Raw genomic sequence first — 18,316 nt, 5'->3', positions numbered from 1 at the left:
TAACGGTTGCTGCTTGACCTATGTTAGAATAGGAAGGAATGATTACAACTGGCAGGCTATTGAAAGGGGATGATGGTATGGCAGGCAGGAAGCGACGCGGTTGGAACAAGTACATCGCGGATTACGACAAGCTGCGGATGTTCCTGCGGTACATCTCGTATGGCTGCTATCACAAACAATACCTCGCGCGGCAATTGGGACAGAGTGCGCGGAGTTATGAGGACAACTGGGCGCGGGTGCGATCCTTTCTGCCGGAGGACCGTCTTCAGGCGGTGCGGCAGGGCCACCGCGAGATCCACAGCCTCAAGGGCGATTCGTATCACAGTTCGTTCAACGACCTTGCGCGCACGTACGCCATCAAGTCGCTGAAGAGCTCGTCGGCCTTTGCGCTCCTTTGCCTGCTGCAGGTTTTCTCGGGCAAGGCTGCCCGCTCCGGCAGGGAAGCCCGCTTGGCGGACGCAGCCGACACGAATGGCGCCAATGCTTCTGCAGGTGCCTGTAGTGCTGCTGATGATGGCCGTGGCTTTCTCGACGAGAAGACACTCCTGCAGTATGAGCTCGTCCCGACGGACCGGCCCTTCCCGAAGCGGGTCGAGGACATCAGCCGCAGCACGCTGCACCGTTACCTCTGCGACCTGACGGATCAGGGGCTCTTGGAGCGCCGCGAGGAGAGCGGCCGCTACAGCTACCGGCTCGCGCCCGACATCCTCGGGGGCCTGCGCGAAGACGAGGCCAGCGCCCTGCTCCCAGCCATCGCCTTTTACCGCAATGTCTCGCTGATCGGCATGCCCGGCTACTTCCTCGAGCAGAGCCTGCGTGCCCGTTATCCAGCCGCACCCTGCGTCGAGGTGCCGTGCCAGTTTAAGCACATGACGATCACGCGCATCCTCGACGATGATGTGCTCTACGCGCTCGCCTGCTGCATCGCGGAGCGCCGCGCCGTGCGCTTCCGCTACCGCGGCAAGGGCGTCTTAGCCATTCCGTTGCGGCTCATCACGGACTTCGAGTCGGGCCGCCAGTATCTGCTCGCCATCCGCAAGCGCTGCACCGTCTCGAAGCGCTTCACGATTGCGCAGTCGTACCGCATCGACTTCATGCAGGAGGTCCAGCCTGCTCGCACCATCAAGAATCAGCCGGACGTCACGCTCCCGGAGCGCCACACCCTGCAGCTCGCCTTTCGCTATGATGACGAGCGCGGGCGCGACCGTCTCATCTACCGCATCCGGGAGCACGAGCCAAAGGCCACCATTCACGACGACGGCCTCGGCACACTGCACGTCGCGCTTGAGACGGTCGACGACCTCAAGCTCATGCCGTGGCTCAGGACTTTCTACCCCATCGTGCGCGTTGAGAAAGACGGCCCCGCACACCTCGCCGAACGCATGAAGATTGACATTGAGGAGGCATTGAAACATTATGGCATACGCCCCGCTCTTCCATGAAGTCCACTCGGAGCTCTTCTTGGCGCTCTGCCGCATCATCAACGCGATTGCGGCAGGGACGCGCATGACGCGCGCGGACATCCTGCAGCAGCTGCCGAATCTCGACTGGGGAGGACTTGAGCGGGCCAATGCGCTCATCGATACGCTCTTTCTCTTCCAGCCCGACGGATCTGCCTGTCTCTTTCTCGACAATGGCATTGCCGCGCGAGCGACGACGGCGGAGCTCGTCTGGCTCCGCGCAATGCTCGAGGATCCAGGCGCCGCCTTCCTGCTGCCCGACGATCTGCGCGAGAAGCTGCGCCAAACGCTCGCAGCCGTCCCCGAGTGGCCGCGCAAAACAATCTGGCAGACGGTGCAGGAGCAGGGCGATGACCGCACGGCCCTGCAGGGGCGACTCGCCACCATCTGGCAGGCCCTGCGCGAGAAGCACCAGCTCGCCTATGCCAACCGCGACAGCAGCGGCCAGATCCACGAGGGAATCTGCTCACCCTGCCGCCTCGAGTACGACGCGGCGGCCAACTGTTATTATCTCATCATCTGGCAGCCCGACGAGGCACGCGCCATCAAGATGCGCGTTGCGAGACTCGCGTCGGTCCAGTGCCTTGACGCGCCAATCCCCGCAAGTACAGAGGAAGCCTTCCATCAGTTTCTCGCGGACCGCCGCCAGAGCGTGACCCTGCGCATCGAACGCCAGAACAACGCTGTCGAGCGCAGCTTCATGATGTTTGCGAGCTACGACAAAGAGGCCAGCTACGACGAGGATACCGACACCTACACCATGCAGCTCTACTACTACGACTTCGACCGCCGCGAGATCCTGCAGCAAATCCTCTCCCTCGGCGCCGCCGCTACCGTCCTCGCCCCCGCAGAGATGCGCGAAGCCATCATCGAGCGCCTGAAAGCCGCCTGGCAGAACCTGCAGTAGATGGTGCGCTTCAACATAAATGAAGCAAAGGAGTTGAGTAATATGTGCAATTTGAGTGAAGGAATCTATGAAGACGGCATTCATATCGGGCAAAAAGGCGAACATGAGAGAACTACGGCCGATAATATAAGATGCCTCACGAAAAACTCATAAAAAAGCATTGACCAGAAATTTCCATAAAGAAAAAATTCACCGGGTGAATTTCCTTTGCTGTGATGTAGGATATTCACCCGGTGAATTTTTGATGATGCAGGTGTATGAAGAAGCCTGCATCGAATAGAGATTATGCTTCAAAGGTTCCTTTGACGATGGCCTGGCCGTCCTCGACCATATGCTGGCCTCTTGCCCAGACGTGCTGGAGCTCGAAGTTATCGGTGATGACGATGAAGTCTGCATCGCTCTGTGGAGCCAGGATGCCCTTTTTCGGATGGATATGGAGCGCCTTGGCTACGTTAGTGCTGAGAATCTGGATGGCCTGGTCGATGGCAATGTCTTCTTCTTCGACCATATCGCGGAATTCCGTAAACATGGAATGCTGGTCACCAACGCCGACGCCAATCGGATTGCCGGCATCGTCAAATACTGGCATACTGCCATTGCCGTCGGAACTCATGGTGATGTGAGAAAGCGGAACGCCGGCATCGAGGGCTGCTTTGGCGGCCTTGCTCGGTTTTACAGCATTTTCGGAGCCGGGGTGACTCGGGTCGATTCCTGAGGTGATGTCCATGTAGCCGCCTTGCTTTGCCCATTCAATGCTCTCGGCAAATAGGCGCTTATTGCGATTGACGTGCGTCGGCAGGAACTGTGTCTTGGGAATCTCGCCGTCTTCTGTAATCTCGAACAGATATTTCAAGCCATTGCGTCCGTCGCCCATGTGCATGTTGATGATACCAGCTTTGCCGCTGATCATGCCGCCAACACGCGTCTCAGCAGCGAGACGACGGTAATCCTGAGCTGTTGGTTGGCCTGAACGATGATCGCTCATGGCAATCTCGCCAGCTCCGATAATCTTATCAATCATGACAATATCTTTGCGGACGCTGCCTGTAATGGTCGGTGTGGGAAGTTCATAAGCACCCGTGTAGATGTAGGTAGAAAGACCTTCATATTCCAGTCCGCGCGCTTTGGCGAGTAGGCTCTCGACATGACGTGTTGTGCCATCCGTTCCGAGCAGACCGCAGACTGTCGTGACACCAGATGTCGTCACTTTAGAGAGCAGGAGTTCCGGTGTGCGCGTATGATACCCGCCTTCACCGCCGCCGCCAATCATGTGGACATGACCGTCGATAAAGCCTGGAAGCACGCGTGCGCCTTTGAGATCAATTTCACGGCATTCGATGCCTTTCGGCGGTTCAATACCTTTGCCGATGCCGGCAATCTTTTCTCCGGCAATCAGAAGATCCTGGATTCCCTGATCTTCAGGTGCATAGAGATGAGCATTGCGCAGTATCGTGAAAAATGGCTGGTTCGACATAAAGTCATCATCCTTTCCTAATATATTACTTGATGGATATACTTTGGATATGTCATCGATGTGAAGAAGAGCTGATCTCAGAGGAACAGCAGGATGAGGCGCATTGCCCAGATTGAGAGCAGTGCATTGATGAAGCAGATGCTGATGATTGCAACATAATGCTTGGTATTGACGCCGGAGATACCCAAACAACGGCCGACGTTCTGTACCGGGTTGCCAATCAGGTAGATGGCAGGAACGAGAATCGTGAGCTGTGCGGGATCCAGGATGTTGCTCGTGAAGAGGCTCATCGCAACACCGATGCCGCCGCCCATGCTCATGATTGCAGTGACGAGAACAGTTGCCGCTTCACCAGGCAATCCCCAGAGCGCCATGATGGGGGCACAGACCACACCGATGATGTGAAGGAGACCTGTGACATCAAGGATGCGGATGATGACGAAGGCCATGATGACGTTTGGAAGCAAGCTCGTCGTACCAATCTTGAAACCATTGCGTGCGCCATCAATAAAGAGGTCAAGGATATTCTTTTTCGCAGTTTCAGGCGTTGCCATTTGCATTCCCTCCAGTCGTATCTTTCCGGTAGAACATTTTCAGGTAAAGGCGCATCAAATTGCCGCCGATGATCTTGAAGACAAACATGACGATAATCGGAACGATAATCGGTGCAAGCATAAAACTGAAGACGGCTGCGCCAGATGAAAAGTAATTCGTGATGAAAGCCGAGGCACTCGTCTGATAGGCAATGAGGATGGATCGTTCATTATCGGTTATCTCGCCTTGGTCATATAGCTCCTTGACCATGCCGGCTGCGGCATCTGTGCTCTGCATGTTGGCGATGCTGGCAAGTGCCGTGATGCCCGGTATGCCGAGCAACGGTTTCAGGATTGGTGTCATGAGCTTCTGGGCTGCACGCAGGCCGCCAAGACCGTCTATGACATTGACGATGCCAAGCGCCAAGATGACCGCTGGTATGAGCTCGATGGCAAACAGGAAGCCATCGCGGGCACCCGTGCCACCAGCACCGCGGAAATCCAGTGCTTTTTCGGCCCCCGGCGGAATCGTGCCGAATTTACCGTTCAATACGTTGAAGTCAAATACCTTGAGCCAGGTATCCGAAGATGAGAAGATACCAGAGAAGATGATGATGGCAAAGAAAAAGGCAGCATAGCCTACCCAGCCTACCTTGATCTTTGGCGTTTCGTTCTTGGGCGTTTTATTGTCTCCCATAAGAATCTCTCCTTGTTGATATGATTCAATTGATACACTTCCTAAGATATGGCCACACCTATTTTATGATGCAAGATACGTGCCAAGTTTATTGCTCGATGGACAATTCCATGGGAAAACATGTATTGCCATGCAAAAACAGGCTGAATAAGCAACGTTTGTCTTTTTTTGAGATACACATCTGTTATCCTGAACCAGTATGTATACATTTTTATGCTATAAAATGGTATAATAAGAGAAATGGGATTAAATTTTATGGGAATAACCCCTTTATTGAGGAGGAAGTCAGGCATGAAGCACATCGCGTTGATTGCTCTCGGAGAGAAGACCTCTTACTTCTGTCGTGACCAGCTGCACAGATTGCTGGGCAATCGTATCAACATCAGCAACTATTATGCAGAGGGCAATCTGCCCCAACGGATCAAGGCGGATTTTGCCATTTTTACGAGCCGCCTTGCCTATCAGAAGACCCATACGCATCTGTCAGATGGCCTGCCCTATATGATTTCTCGGCGTTCCATCAACTACCATGAGGTCGATAAGCTATTCGAGCTACCGGCCGGCACAAACGTCCTGCTCGTCAATGACTGTATCCAGAGTGCCAACGACACCATATCCTTGTTGCAGACGCTTGGCATCGATCATCTCAACTACTATGCATATGCTCCTGGTATGGATGATCCGAAAATGGCGAAGGTAGCGGTGACGCCAGGCGAATCTCGCTTTGTACCGCCTAGCATCGAAAAGATAGTCGACATCAAGACAAGGCTCTTGGATATCACTTCATTGGTAGAGATGTTATCGCGCATCGGGCTCCTGACGTACTATGCCGATTTCCTATCGGCGCAATATGTCCGTGATATCATCCAGCTTATCGACAAGAACCAGCGCTATAAGAACCGGGCTGCACAACTGGAGCAGGAGCTCTGCCGGTTGGAAGCATCTAGAAGCCAGAAGACGTCCGATGTCAACCTGCAGGCAGTCTACCACTTTGATGATATCATAGGAAGCGCACCCGCGTTGCAGTCTGCAATCCACATTGCTAAGCGCTTTGCTGATTCAGATTCTACCGTACTTATCCAGGCGCAGAGTGGCACAGGCAAGGAACTCATGGCTCAGAGCATCCACAACGCGTCTGAGCGTGCAGATGGACCCTTCGTAGCAGTCAATTTCGCAGCCATAACTGAGACGCTGCTCGATTCAGAGCTCTTCGGCTACGTCGAAGGCGCCTTCACTGGCGCATCGCGCCATGGGGCGATTGGCCTGTTTGAGCAGGCCAATCATGGGACAATCTTTCTCGATGAGATTGGCGATGCGTCGCTTTCCTTTCAGGTGAAATTGCTACGTGTCCTGCAGGAACGCGAGATCCGTCGCGTAGGCAGCACTGTACCAATCCATATTGACGTACGCATCATTGCAGCGACGAACCAGGACCTCAAGGTCCTCATACGCCAAGGGAGATTCCGTGAAGACCTTTACTATCGCCTGAACGTGCTACCGTTGACACTACCACCACTTGCCGAACGGAAAGAAGACATCCCTGTGCTGGTAGCTGCCTTTCTCAAATCCTTCTTCCTGGACATGGGCGCTTCTGAGATGCGCGATTGGATAAAAGAAATCCTGCCGGTATTCCATCAATACAGCTGGCCCGGCAATATCCGCGAATTGCAGAACGTTGTTGAATACCTGGCCAATGTCTGCGACGGACGACCGCGACCGGATGACCTTCCATCGAGCTTTACTGCCACTATCGCATCCATGCGGAATCGGCAGGGAGGAGAAACGGCTGGAGAAAATCTGAAGAAGGCTGTCTTGCAGGAACTGGCCATCGCTGCGCGCATAGGCAAGCATTTAGGGCGACGCTCTCTGGCGCGGAATCTGGATGTCCCCGAAAGCCAGATTCGCCATATCTGCCAGGATCTTGTGAAAGAGGGCGAGATCACCCTTAAATCTGGACGCGGTGGCATCCAGCTCAGGAGAAACTGGTCAGAGATTTTGGACTCACGCGGCGATATTGCGCGGAATCAGCCCTTATTGTAATATAAAGATTTCATCCGGGGTGCCGTTGTTCAAGCGAATCGATTGGCCGCATACTGAGATTCCAGGAGGTACCTCTTTATTATGCATTTGCAACACCATGTCGCTTGAAACGGGAGCCGGTCAATGATTTCATTACACATTGCATCCAGGTCCGAGAGAGCATGTACGACCACCTTGTGCAGAACCTGATGGCATTGCCAGATCGCTCCGTACAGGTGATAGACGGAGCTCGCTGGGGAAGAGCCGACAGGTCGATGCGTCATTCTCGACTCAAGTGAATCATCATATAGGAGCGTCTCTGTTGCACTTAGCAACATGAGACGCTTTTTCGCTCTCTTTCCAGAACCATCCGTATTTTGTCACTTTGGATGAAGTGCAGCACATCTAGGAATGTTTTTTCGCATTAAAAACGGAATATTCACATAATAAATTTGACGAAATATTCATGGTATTGATTTAGCTATAGATTGAGTTATATAATAAGAATATCTAATTCGATTATTTAAAATATTAAGAAATTATTTCTGTTTTTATTATACTGTCAAATTAAAGCGTGCTCTATTTTTATAAATACAAAATTCGTTTACAACGCGAATCAAATTGTAAAATATGCTATAATAAACAATATATCAGAGAATGTTAAGAGATACTTTTATAGTATAGAGGGAATATTCATGAAAATAGGCTATGTCAGAGTCTCTACTGTCGAGCAACATGAAGAACGACAGATCATCGAACTCAAAGAGAAGGCAAATGTAGAACGTATCTATAAAGATAAGTTATCCGGTAAAAATACGGAGCGACCGCAATTGAGAGCCATGATCGATTTTGCGCGTGAAGGTGACACCATCTATGTGTCCGAATTTTCGCGCTTGGCTCGCAGCACGAAGGACCTGCTGAGCATCATCCAGGACCTCCGCGAGAAGGGCGTGCAGGTCATCTCGCTCAAAGAAAATTTTGATACCTCTACGCCTGCCGGTGAACTCGCGATGACCGTATTCGCCGCCATCGCCACCTTTGAGCGCAAGATCATGTTGCAGCGCCAGGCCGAAGGTATCGCCGTTGCCAAGGCCAAGGGGGTCTACAAGGGCCGGCAGAAAAAGAAAAAGCCCGTCGACTGGGACGAACTTGTCAAGAAATACCAGAACCGCGAGATCCGCTCCGTCTCCGAGCTCATGCGCATCTGCCATGCTTCACGGCCTACCGTGTATATGTGGCTGAAGGAAAGCGGCGTGGTCTTCCACGAGCTGGAGTGGCAGAAGAAAAGATGCCACCTCGCATCCAATCAGCCCTGATTCGGGTTCCAGCTGCTAGCGCCCAGTGGCTCAATCGGATGCGAGTCACTGAACGGAGCGCCGCAGTTCGGGCAGCCCTTGTCTTCACCGCAGCTGTCGCAGTAGAGCGTACCGCAATTGCTGCACTCATATAAGAGTTCCTTCTGTTCTTCCTTCTCCTGTGCGCCGCAGTAGCTGCAGTCATCCTGCAGGACAAATGCATTCTTATCAGCCATGGTGATCACGTTCCTTTCGTTTGCTCGGGTGACTTCTGTTCCTTGTATCTTTCATCTGTTATCCCGAGACTCCGGCTTTGTTTTCTCGTTACAGTTATCAGTATACGGATTTGCCGTGGCCATTTCTGTCACTATTGTCACGAAATCTGATTTCCATGTACAAACAGGATACCGAGCCTTCGACTGAAGCGGATGATACCGGAATTAGACGAATCATCAAAAAAGGGTTATGGAAAGTGGCTGACGAATGATAATAAAAAACTACGAATCAAACAAGATGGGGTGATCAAATGGCTAGATACTGCCCGAATTGTGGGGCGAAGCAAGATGAGACATCGAAGTTCTGCATGAACTGCGGGACGCCGTTAGAGCCGGAAAAGAAGGATGATGTGGCAACGATACAGCAAAACACCGATGGCATGCCGTTAAAGATGGCAGCATCAGGGAGAGATGCGGGTCAGCCACATGGGCCGAAGCACTCGAAGAAACGCTATATCACACTGGGCATTGCAGCACTCGTGCTTATTGGTGCAGCAGGGTTCTTCGTAGGCAAGCAGTTCACAACTAAGGAAGATGCTGCACCTGCGGCAGAACAGTCGGCTGATGTCGTTGCGGAGAAAAAGCAGCCGGAGATGAGCAGTGATCTTTCGCTTGGTGGGCTTGACCTCGGTATCACGCTCGATGAGATGCATAACCGCCTAGGGCAGGAGAGTTCCTCAAAGCAGGACGGGAACCACATGTATTATTTCTACGAGGGGCTCAAGGTCGGCTCTGTCGACAACAAGCTGACATCGCTCGTCTCCGAGAACGACGAAGTCAAGACAAAGCGCGGTATCCACCAAGGCTCAACACTCGATGAGGTCGTGAGTGCCTATGGCAATCCCACCAGCACACTGGCGTATGATGGGAAAACTCTCTATGAATATACTTTTTCCACCATCAATGGCAAGACCGGTATCCTGCGCTTCGCCATCAATCCCGACACGAACCTCGTCGCCTACATCAGTGTCCGGATTCCCGACAGTCCGGCAAAGACTGCGCAATCCGACAAGACGGCAAACAATAACACCATTCAGGTCCTCTATACTGGTGGCAAGACTTCCGTATTGCAGCTCTCCAAGAGCAATGTCCAGTTGCACGTCGGACAGCAGCTCCATCTGATGGCTGGCGATGACAGCGGCGATGCTGGCGATTTGCGTCTGATGACGAATGGCAAACGCGATGGAATGGGCATTGTCTCGCCAACTAACTGCGTCAGCGTCAAAGGTGTCGGCAAGAAAGGCTTCAAGGGATCCAATACGGAGATGCTCATCACTGCCAACGCCCCGGGGGAAGCCGTCTTCACCGTCGTCCCAAACTACGGAAGCTGGGAAAAGGCTACGAAAATCTACATTACGATTGTCGAGTGAAGCAGCAAAAAGCCTAGCGCTGGACTTTTTCAATTAAAATGCGGCCAGGAATCTTCTCACTTCAGTCAGGAGAGGAATGGCCGCAACGGTAGTCACTTGGAATACTGATTCTGGATGTATTTTGCGACTACTTCCTTGCTCATGTTGCCAAGTGTGCTCATATAGTAGCTGCGTGACCAGATATGACCGCCCCAGAATTTATCATGCTTGATCTCGGGATGTTTTTTGAGGAACAGTCTGGCACTGCCGCCTTTGAGTGCCTTGACGATGTTTGTCGGCGTATACTTTGGCTTGAAGCTGATGAGCATGTGCACATGCTCTGGCATAACTTCCAGCTCTTCGACGGTCACATCGTTCAGCTGCGCGATGCGCAGCAAGATATCCTTCATTTCCTGCACGAGCTCCGGTGTCGTGAAGGCTGGGTTCCGATACTTCGTCACCCAGATCAGATGGAAGTGGAAATTGTAGACATATCCACGCTCATAGATTGCATCTGGGATGCGCTCTTTTCGTTTCATGTGTATCACACTCCTTTCCATTTATTATAGCGATATATTGCTTGTTAGGCAATCTCATATGTTGTATAATAGAAGTAGGAAGGAGGCGAATAAAATGGAACATAAGAAGATGGCGGATTATGCCTATCATTACGGCCTGAAAGTCCGCATCTACCCCAGCCAGCAACAGAAAGAGATGATTCGACGCAATGCGGATGCGGCACGCTGCGTCTACAATGAACATGTCGCTGTGAACAAGGAGATCGCACGATTTGGCAAACGGAGCATCTACATCGACTTCATCGAGAAGCGCATCGAGGCACTGCGCGAGCGAATCCGCACGGTAACAGCATTGAAAGACCGTTATCCATGGCTCCGGCATCCCGATATCGATGCGCAGTCCATTGCTAATGCACGGCAGAACTACCAGCGTGCTTGGAAGCAGTTCCGTGCCGCCCATCATGCTGGTGTGCCGAACTTCCACAAGAAAACGTCCGTCGAGTCGTATCAGACGAATCCGCATTACAGCAAGGGTACGGAGATTTCTCTGTTTACCAGTAACGCCCGCTTCCTCGACAAGCATCATCTGATGCTGCCCAAGCTCAAACGCATCCGCTTCCAAGGCTCGCGTAAAATACTGGATCGACTTTTTGCCATGAAGGAAGTCCGCATCGGCACGATTACCATCACGAAAGACAGCCTGCACCGCTACTTTGCGTCATTCCAACTCGGCTCCGATGAATCGTTCGTGAAAACCAGCCCGAAAACAAAGGCAGAGATTGGCATCGACCTGAACGTCGAGAACTTCTATGCCGACTCGAATGGCGAGATTGTGGCCAATCCTCGTTATTACCGCAGGCAGAAACGACGGCTGGCCAACGCACAGCGCAAGCTGAGCCGTCGGATTGTCCGTGCCAAGAAAGAGCATCGCCCGCTCCGTGAGGCAAAGAACGTCGAGAAACAGCGCTTGCTCGTCGCCAGGCTCACGGCACAAGTCATGCAGCGCCGCAGAGATTTCCTGCACCGCACTTCCGCGACACTGATCAAGAACCATGATCTGGTCGCAGCAGAAGAACTGCGGAGCCGGAACTTGCTGAAGAACCATGCCCTGGCTATGAGCATCCAAGACAATGGCTGGCGGATGTTCCTTAGTATGCTGACTTATAAGGCAACACTGTACGGCAAGAACTTCGTCACCGTCGACCCGCGGAATACGACGCAAACCTGCCACGCTTGTGGCCATATCATGAGCGGCAAAGAGAAACTGACGCTCAAGGACCGCGAGTGGATCTGCCCGAAATGTGGGATACACCACATTCGCGACGTGAATGCGGCCAAGAACATCCTAGCGCGAGCCAAAGCAAAGCTCGCATCCATGCATTGATGTAACAGCATCCGTCCGTTTGGCAACTTGCGGACGCTAATGGCTTTGGTAATTACCGGACCTCTGCTGTACCTCGCAAGACTGCGAATGCAGTAAGCCTGGCCTATCTAAGCAAATTGAGGTATCGAAAGATTCCCTCAAGCTCGCGACTTCAGTCGCGGGTAGTTGACATATTATCTTAGCAGGAATTCTCTTATGCCTTTGGAATTCCATTGGCTACGTTACGAAACCTTAAAGACATAGACAAGCAGGACCTCTCGTTTTGAGGGGCCCTGCTTGTTTATTTTTATTTGATCCTACCGATATCCATGCTGATATCGAGTGCTTTCACGCTATACGTGAGCGCGCCGACCGAGATGACATCGACTCCTGCGGCGGCAGCAGCTGCCAGCGTTGTTGTATATAGAAATAAATATCCCCCGGCATAGCCGGGGGTTTTATATTTACGGCCTTATAAGGCCTCTGCTTACCAGCTGCGCTTAAAAGCGCTTGTCGGTCCGTCATACGCTTACTATTTCCGGCTACCCGTAAACGGGTCTGTCATATCCAGTACCAACTGTTCCGACATGTAATCTTCCTTCAGCTGGTTCTGAATGTATTCCGTTATTTTCTTTTCGTTCTTGCCTACCGTACTTACATAGTACCCTCGACACCAAAAGCTTCGATTTCTATATTTGTACTTCATATTCCCCCATTTCTCGTAAATCATCAAACTGCTCTTCCCCTTCAAAAAGCCCATAAAATTAGACACGCTAATCTTTGGCGGTACCTCAACTAAAATATGGATGTGGTCAGGACAGGCCTCGGCTTCTAACAAGTTCACCTGTTTCCACCGACACAGTTCCCTTAAGATTTGACCAATCTCGTACCGCTTCTGACCATAAAAGACCTTTCTTCTGTATTTAGGGGCAAATACAATATGATATTTACACTCCCATTTTGTATGTGATAAACTATGTACATCGTGATCTTTCATTACGATATACCTCCTTTGTCGTATTGGTTGCAGTTGACGGACCGCAACTTCATACTTCAAGGGAGGTTTATTAAATCCTTTAAAGACTCATCGCTAAAGCTTTATCGAGCCCCTGGTCTAACCAGGGGTTTTCTATATACAAAAAGCCATGCATGATGTACGTCATGCATGGCTGGAGAAAAGCGTCGATCAATATTTGTGGAACATTGCCTGGATGGCCTGAGGATCATGTGTCTTGGTCAGCGCCAGCTGAAGCAGGACACGTGCCTTCTGCGGGTTCAGTGAATCACCGTCGATGAAGTGCTCATCGATGTAAGATTGTTCAGCCGGTACGACGGCTCCCGTACCAACACGAGAACTGTGGACGACGACGATTCCCTTTTGGGTAGCCTTGGCGAGTGCTGCTTCATCTGCCTTGTGGACCGAGCCATTGCCCGTGCCCGCGTAGACGATGCCCTGTGCGCCTGCAGCGACAGCCGCATCGACAAGGGCTCCATCGGCACCAGCCGTGCTGTAGATGACATAGACCTTCGGCAGTGCGGTCAGTTTGCTGACATCGAACTCGCTCTTGATCGTGTGCAGGCGGATTGGCGTGTTGCAGAACGTCGGGGTGCCATCATAGACGTAGCCGAGCGGGCCAGTCGGCGATTTGAACGTGCTCACTGACGTGGTATTTGTCTTCGTGACATCACGTGCGCCGTCGATTTCGTCGTTGAGAGCGACCATGACACCATGGCCTGCTGCATCCTTGTCAGCCGCAATGCGGACCGCGTTCAAGAGATTCATCGGGCCGTCCGCACTGATGGCGGTCGCCGGACGCATAGCGCCTGTCAGTACGACAGGCTTATCGCTCTTTACCGTGAGATTCAGGAAGTAAGCTGTCTCTTCCATCGTATCCGTGCCATGCGTCACGACAACACCAGCCACATCTTTCTGTGCAGTGAGCTCGTTGATGCGCTTTGAGAGTTTGAGCCAGACATCATCCGACATGTCTTTGCTGTCAATGCTGCAGATCTGTTCGCCAGAGACATCTGCATAGTTCTTGATTTCTGGTACAGCGTTGATGAGCACATCGATGCCGAGTGCACCGGCCTTGTAGCCCGTGGTCTGCGTGTCCGACGCAGCACTGCCGGCAATCGTACCGCCTGTTGCGAGAATCTTGACGTCCGGTTTAGCTGGCGCCGCATAGACAGACTGGACACCGAGCATCATCACGGCTAACGAAGCCGCCAGGATAGAAGCTTTCTTTTTCATCTTCATGACATACACTCCTTTTGCGCAGTACCGTAGTACCAATAAAAATAAATTATGTATAAATAATACAAAACTATCGACGTGATCCGAACAAATCCGACAAATTATTATAATTTTTATTTTTAATCTGACAATATGTAGGGCGTCACATTTCTATAGATACTCTCGCTTTCAGAAAGAACGTAGCGCCAGCAGGACAGGCAGCTATCGCCCTGAACGGTATCGACATGCTTTCTTGTAGAGGAAAAGAGCAACCTTTCGTGTCGAAAAACTGTGAAGTTGCGCTTCAGACCTAACGCCCCTTGCTGGAGCTGTGCTAAAATTAAGCATAATGACCAAAATACAAGAAAGAAGGGACCTTTTTGAAGATAGCAAGACGAATAGCCACTGCCACACTTGCCGCGGCCTTGCTCTGCAGCATGCCGTTTGCTGAGGCCAGAACACAGACGATTGAGGCGACGGGCGTCTATCAGATGGGTGAGAACGACACCATCGCCACAGCGAAGGAGAACGCCAAAAAGGCGGCTCTGCGTGCAGCCGCGGAACAGGCAGGCGTATATGTGCGTTCCTATTCTAAGACGAAGAACCTCAAGCTGACGGATGATCAGGTGGAAGTCATCAGCATGCAGACGATGCAGGTCAAAAACTGCACGTTCACGCAGGACTACACCAACAACACGCTTGTCATCCATGCCGTCATCCGGGCGACGGTCGATGATGACGACTTCCAGAATTTCCAGAAGCGCCTCGATGAACGCGATAGAATTGAGGACCTGCAAAGTCAGCTTGATGCCGAGAAGGCGAAGACCCAAGCGGCACTGAACCGCAAGATGCAGCAGTCGGGCGATGATCCGTACGCCTCAATGATTGCTGAGCAGGAGCTTCAGAAATTCCAACAGAACGTCCAGTACGCCGCGGTCATCCGTAAGGAGTTCGCTGACTTTGTCGACCAGCGTGCAGGCGTCGTGCCCGCTGATATCTACGGCCGCATGGCACTCTTAGACCTCTGCACAGGCTCCGACCTTTTCCAACGCGACATCGATAAAGCAATGGAAATCGCACCAAAGGACCCACTGTACTACACCATCAGTGCTCTGCAGGCACTGCGCCAAGAGGATTATTACGGTGCAGAGGCCCTTGCTGACCAGGCCCTGCGATTCGACAAGCGCTACTGGCCGTCTTACTACGTTCGCGCCATCGCCAAGGGCTTCCGCGGCTCCACGCGCAAGGCCATTGCCGACTGCGACACGGCCATCAAGCGCGGTGGCGAAAATCACCGCTACGTCATGCTCTACCGTGCCAAACTCGAGCGCATCTTCGTCGGACGCCACAACTACGAGAACTTCACCACTCCTGAATATCAAGAGATCGTCGATGATGCCATCCACGGGTTCTACCGCGACATGGACCAGATCAAACATAAAAATAAACGTTAAATATGCAACAACGGCCCCGAAGAAATCCCTTTCGGACTTCCTTGGGGCCGTTGTATCTATTAGATGCCTGTTGTTTTCTCAGTTCCTTTGCAATCTGGAAAATAGATGACTTTATTGATTTAGTCTAAGGTAAATTAATAAGTAAATTGATCACAAAGGACGGCAAATCGATATAAGATTCCATCGGTTACCAAATGGAGTCCTCCTGCACCGTTCGAGAAATAATAATCGCCAGTAGAAGGATTATAGCAAGCATAATACTTAGTTGATTTCCCATTGGTCCAATGAACAGTTGCTCCAGAAGATCTACCGTAACCGTTCGTGCCCCATGACTTGACCGAATCGGTGTCAATGTACATATCGGCGTCCATGTAGTCGTCATAGCCTACATAGTAGTCCGACCGCGCTTCTGCAAGGTTCACCGTACCGGCTCCATCCGAAGGAAGTATGGACATCCCTACCGCCAGGGACATTGCCATGGCTACACTGGCAGCCAATTTTTTCATGCTCATAGAAATCTCTCCTTTCGTTTTTAGCAGGTCTCAATCTCATCTTCATGCTTCCGTATCGTCTCTTTGACCACGTCTTCGTAGCCGGTCAGGGCTGCGAAGGGGGCGAACTGTGCGGCTCGTTTTTCTATGGGCATGCGTGGGTGGCATCTTGGTTCTGGTCGCGGCAGGTTGATGATGTCGCTGTACTGTTCTATCTTTCGCTCTACTTTACTCATGCCTTATGACCTCCAATTTCGCTGTTGCGGTCGATGGCGCGGGCTTCTTCTTTGAGATTGGCGGCTTTCAGGATGGCGTTCTTACCGAACTTGTTCTTGATAGCAATCATGGCGTGCTGCAGGGATTTTTCCTTTGCCTCTGCCTGACGTGCTGCTTCTTCCCGCTTGACGCCTTCTTCCATGTTGCTGAAGAGGTCAAATTCGACGACGCTTTCCGTTTGCGTGGACTGGCTGTTTTCATCGACGAGTCGTCCCATGGTAACAGTGATGCGCCGGATGAGCAAGGCGGAGCTTACGATGCGGTCGTAGAGGGCAAGCGTTTCATGGAGCAGTTCTTTTGTCGAAGAGGTATGTTTTTTCAGGCTGACGGTGTCGTGAGCTGGTTTTGGCACTCTTCTGCCATAATGGTCGACGTGTACGGGGCCTGTGTAGCCCTTGGCGATATTTTCGATGTCATAGCCCACGTCCAGCACGATCTGGTTCGTCAGGAGTTTCTTGGCGACGAGGTCCAGTATCATCTGGTCGGCCATTTCCCAGACGATGAGCCTTGCCTGCTCATTCGTGTAGGGGCAGTGAAGCACCTGGCCGCTGCTGATGCTCGTGGAGGCAGGACGATACGCTTTAATGGCTTCCATCGTGCAGGGCTCATAGCCCCAGGCGTGGTCGATCAAGAGCTCGGCATTGACGCCAAAGACCTTGTAGAGCTCTTTCTCTCCCTGTGCATCCAAGGAACGGCGAGCGATATCGCCCATGGAATAAAGGCCCATGTTGGCAAGCTTTTCGGCATAGCCCTTGCCCACGCGCCAGAAGTCTGTTATCGGGGTATACGCCCACAGCTTCTGCCGGTAGCGCATCTCGTCGAGCGCCGCAATCCGCACACCGTCCCGGTCTGGCGGTATGTGCTTGGCGACAATGTCCATGGCAATCTTGGCCAGATAGAGATTCGTGCCGATGCCAGCAGTGGCCGTGATGCCGGTTTCTGCCAGTACCTCGCGCACCAGCTTCATGGCCAGGTCATGTGCTGTCGCCTTGTAGGTGTCGAGGTACGGAGCCGTGTTGATGAAGACTTCATCGATGGAATACGTGTGTATGTCCTGCGGCGCGATGTAGCGCAGATACACCTTGTAGATGCGCGCGCTGTAGTCCATGTAAAACGCCATGCGCGGCGGTGCCACGATGTAATCGATGGCAAGATTCGGGTTTCCTGCCAATTCCGCCGCATCATGCGATTTGCCGATGAGTTTTCTTCCCGGCGCCAAAAAGCGGCGCTTGTTGTTGGCGGCCTTGATTTTCTGTACGACTTCAAAAAGCCGTGCACGGCCCGGCACGCCATACGCCTTGATCGCCGGTGTGGCAGCGAGGCAGATCGTCTTTTCCGTGCGGCTCTCATCGGCCACCACCAGATTGGTCGTCAACGGATCCAGGCCCCGCTCCACACATTCCACCGATGCGTAAAACGACTTCAGGTCAATCGCGATGAAGCATGTCTTGTCCATGCGCGTCCCGCACCTCCCCTCGCGTCTCCATCATCATCTTGGCATATGCAGATAGACGAGCCCTGCCACCTGCAGTGCCAGTATCAGCGGCACGCCGTATTTGAATTTGAGATGCAGCGTCTTGTGGTGGAACAGCTTCATCGCCACCAGCGCTCCTATGCTGCCGCCAATGGCCGCTATGCCGAGCAGCGTCAGCTCCGGCACACGCCACCACTTGCGAATGGCGCATAGCTTGTCCCAGCCATAGGCAATAATGGCTACTGCGTTTATGATAGCAAAATACCACGCTGCTGTATTATGAATCTCCATCCTATTCCGTCCTCCGACCATATTCAAAAATTCAGTTTCAATCAGGTTCAAAACGATATTGTAATAGTTCTACATCGAGGTCTATCCTCCTGCTCGATACTCTTGCAGGGGACGAGGGTGACGTCCTCGATATCCCCCTGATTCTCGAGGATCTCGTTCGCGAGTTCGGCCCACGCTTCTCGCATCTCCGGCGCAAATTCTCTACTG

At 52.3% G+C, this 18,316-nt stretch carries 19 protein-coding genes and 1 pseudogene; 8 read left to right on the top strand and 12 right to left on the bottom strand.

Annotation, left to right across the window (positions count from 1 at the left end):
- Window positions 1-77 precede the first annotated feature (77 nt).
- Complete coding sequence (locus QDI87_RS11570) at window positions 78-1,442, top strand: helix-turn-helix transcriptional regulator (RefSeq protein WP_036377542.1); 1,365 nt, start codon at window positions 78-80, stop codon at window positions 1,440-1,442.
- Window positions 1,417-2,367, top strand: coding sequence for a WYL domain-containing protein (locus QDI87_RS11565; protein ID WP_278743476.1), 951 nt, complete (start codon window positions 1,417-1,419; stop codon window positions 2,365-2,367). Before QDI87_RS11570 ends, QDI87_RS11565 begins: the two co-directional genes overlap by 26 nt.
- A 283-nt stretch (window positions 2,368-2,650) precedes the next feature.
- Here the strand turns inward: QDI87_RS11565 and iadA are convergent, their stop codons facing one another.
- The 3 genes from iadA to QDI87_RS11550 form a co-directional block, all read right to left on the bottom strand.
- Window positions 2,651-3,841, bottom strand: a complete 1,191-nt coding sequence (gene iadA / locus QDI87_RS11560; RefSeq protein ID WP_278743474.1) for a beta-aspartyl-peptidase — start codon at window positions 3,839-3,841, stop codon at window positions 2,651-2,653.
- 77 nt (window positions 3,842-3,918) lie between these two features.
- On the bottom strand, window positions 3,919-4,395 hold the full coding sequence (locus QDI87_RS11555) for a YjiG family protein (protein WP_055162118.1): 477 nt from the start codon (window positions 4,393-4,395) through the stop codon (window positions 3,919-3,921).
- On the bottom strand, window positions 4,382-5,071 hold the full coding sequence (locus QDI87_RS11550; RefSeq protein WP_278743472.1) for a nucleoside recognition domain-containing protein: 690 nt from the start codon (window positions 5,069-5,071) through the stop codon (window positions 4,382-4,384). Before QDI87_RS11550 ends, QDI87_RS11555 begins: the two co-directional genes overlap by 14 nt.
- A 291-nt stretch (window positions 5,072-5,362) precedes the next feature.
- Here QDI87_RS11550 and QDI87_RS11545 point away from each other — a divergent pair, with 291 nt between their 5' ends.
- Window positions 5,363-7,111, top strand: a complete 1,749-nt coding sequence (locus tag QDI87_RS11545) for a sigma-54 interaction domain-containing protein (protein WP_051652244.1) — start codon at window positions 5,363-5,365, stop codon at window positions 7,109-7,111.
- A gap of 674 nt (window positions 7,112-7,785) precedes the next feature.
- Window positions 7,786-8,406, top strand: coding sequence for a recombinase family protein (locus tag QDI87_RS11540; protein WP_278743469.1), 621 nt, complete (start codon window positions 7,786-7,788; stop codon window positions 8,404-8,406).
- Here the strand turns inward: QDI87_RS11540 and QDI87_RS11535 are convergent.
- Window positions 8,397-8,621, bottom strand: coding sequence for a hypothetical protein (locus tag QDI87_RS11535; protein WP_036378827.1), 225 nt, complete (start codon window positions 8,619-8,621; stop codon window positions 8,397-8,399). The two genes, QDI87_RS11540 and QDI87_RS11535, sit on opposite strands and share 10 nt — an antisense overlap.
- Before the next feature lie 290 nt (window positions 8,622-8,911).
- Between QDI87_RS11535 and QDI87_RS11795 the strand changes: the two are divergent.
- A pseudogene (locus tag QDI87_RS11795) lies at window positions 8,912-8,983 on the top strand (zinc-ribbon domain-containing protein); the annotation flags it as partial.
- 69 nt (window positions 8,984-9,052) lie between these two features.
- Window positions 9,053-10,030: a hypothetical protein gene (locus QDI87_RS11530; protein ID WP_278743467.1), complete on the top strand. Its 978-nt coding sequence runs from the start codon at window positions 9,053-9,055 to the stop codon at window positions 10,028-10,030.
- A gap of 92 nt (window positions 10,031-10,122) precedes the next feature.
- Here the strand turns inward: QDI87_RS11530 and tnpA (QDI87_RS11525) are convergent, their stop codons facing one another.
- A complete protein-coding gene (tnpA, locus tag QDI87_RS11525; protein ID WP_005839258.1) occupies window positions 10,123-10,548 on the bottom strand; it encodes an IS200/IS605-like element ISMmu1 family transposase in 426 nt (141 codons plus the stop codon).
- Between the two features lie 94 nt (window positions 10,549-10,642).
- Here tnpA (QDI87_RS11525) and QDI87_RS11520 point away from each other — a divergent pair, with 94 nt between their 5' ends.
- A complete protein-coding gene (locus QDI87_RS11520; RefSeq protein WP_278743465.1) occupies window positions 10,643-11,911 on the top strand; it encodes an RNA-guided endonuclease InsQ/TnpB family protein in 1,269 nt (422 codons plus the stop codon).
- A 286-nt stretch (window positions 11,912-12,197) separates the two neighbouring features.
- On the opposite strand, the gene QDI87_RS11515 is transcribed toward QDI87_RS11520, so the two are convergent.
- The 3 genes from QDI87_RS11515 to QDI87_RS11505 form a co-directional block, all read right to left on the bottom strand.
- Complete coding sequence (locus tag QDI87_RS11515; RefSeq protein WP_278743495.1) at window positions 12,198-12,302, bottom strand: hypothetical protein; 105 nt, start codon at window positions 12,300-12,302, stop codon at window positions 12,198-12,200.
- 120 nt (window positions 12,303-12,422) lie between these two features.
- On the bottom strand, window positions 12,423-12,887 hold the full coding sequence (gene tnpA / locus QDI87_RS11510) for an IS200/IS605 family transposase (RefSeq protein ID WP_055161056.1): 465 nt from the start codon (window positions 12,885-12,887) through the stop codon (window positions 12,423-12,425).
- A 189-nt stretch (window positions 12,888-13,076) separates the two neighbouring features.
- Complete coding sequence (locus tag QDI87_RS11505) at window positions 13,077-14,141, bottom strand: type II asparaginase (protein ID WP_278743494.1); 1,065 nt, start codon at window positions 14,139-14,141, stop codon at window positions 13,077-13,079.
- A 362-nt stretch (window positions 14,142-14,503) separates the two neighbouring features.
- Between QDI87_RS11505 and QDI87_RS11500 the strand changes: the two genes are divergently transcribed.
- Window positions 14,504-15,577: a hypothetical protein gene (locus tag QDI87_RS11500; RefSeq protein ID WP_155948169.1), complete on the top strand. Its 1,074-nt coding sequence runs from the start codon at window positions 14,504-14,506 to the stop codon at window positions 15,575-15,577.
- 134 nt (window positions 15,578-15,711) lie between these two features.
- On the opposite strand, the gene QDI87_RS11495 is transcribed toward QDI87_RS11500, so the two are convergent.
- Genes QDI87_RS11495 through QDI87_RS11480 form a run of 4 tightly spaced genes read right to left on the bottom strand, consistent with a single transcriptional unit; the run spans window position 15,712 to window position 18,109 of the window.
- Complete coding sequence (locus QDI87_RS11495) at window positions 15,712-16,089, bottom strand: hypothetical protein (protein ID WP_278743463.1); 378 nt, start codon at window positions 16,087-16,089, stop codon at window positions 15,712-15,714.
- 20 nt (window positions 16,090-16,109) lie between these two features.
- On the bottom strand, window positions 16,110-16,304 hold the full coding sequence (locus tag QDI87_RS11490; RefSeq protein ID WP_278743461.1) for a hypothetical protein: 195 nt from the start codon (window positions 16,302-16,304) through the stop codon (window positions 16,110-16,112).
- Window positions 16,301-17,800, bottom strand: a complete 1,500-nt coding sequence (locus tag QDI87_RS11485; RefSeq protein WP_055162863.1) for a DNA methylase — start codon at window positions 17,798-17,800, stop codon at window positions 16,301-16,303. The genes QDI87_RS11490 and QDI87_RS11485 overlap by 4 nt, the downstream gene beginning before the upstream one ends.
- Window positions 17,801-17,833: 33 nt before the next feature.
- Window positions 17,834-18,109 carry a DUF1294 domain-containing protein gene (locus QDI87_RS11480; protein WP_278743458.1) on the bottom strand — a complete coding sequence of 92 codons (276 nt, stop codon included), beginning with the start codon at window positions 18,107-18,109 and terminating at the stop codon, window positions 17,834-17,836.
- Window positions 18,110-18,316 lie beyond the last annotated feature (207 nt).

The sequence above is a fragment of the Mitsuokella jalaludinii genome, assembly GCF_928722185.1.
In the GTDB taxonomy this organism is placed as follows: Bacteria; Bacillota; Negativicutes; order Selenomonadales; family Selenomonadaceae; genus Mitsuokella; species Mitsuokella jalaludinii.
The sequence above is the reverse complement of the archived record's forward strand: the minus strand, read 5'-3'. Positions and strand labels throughout refer to the sequence as shown.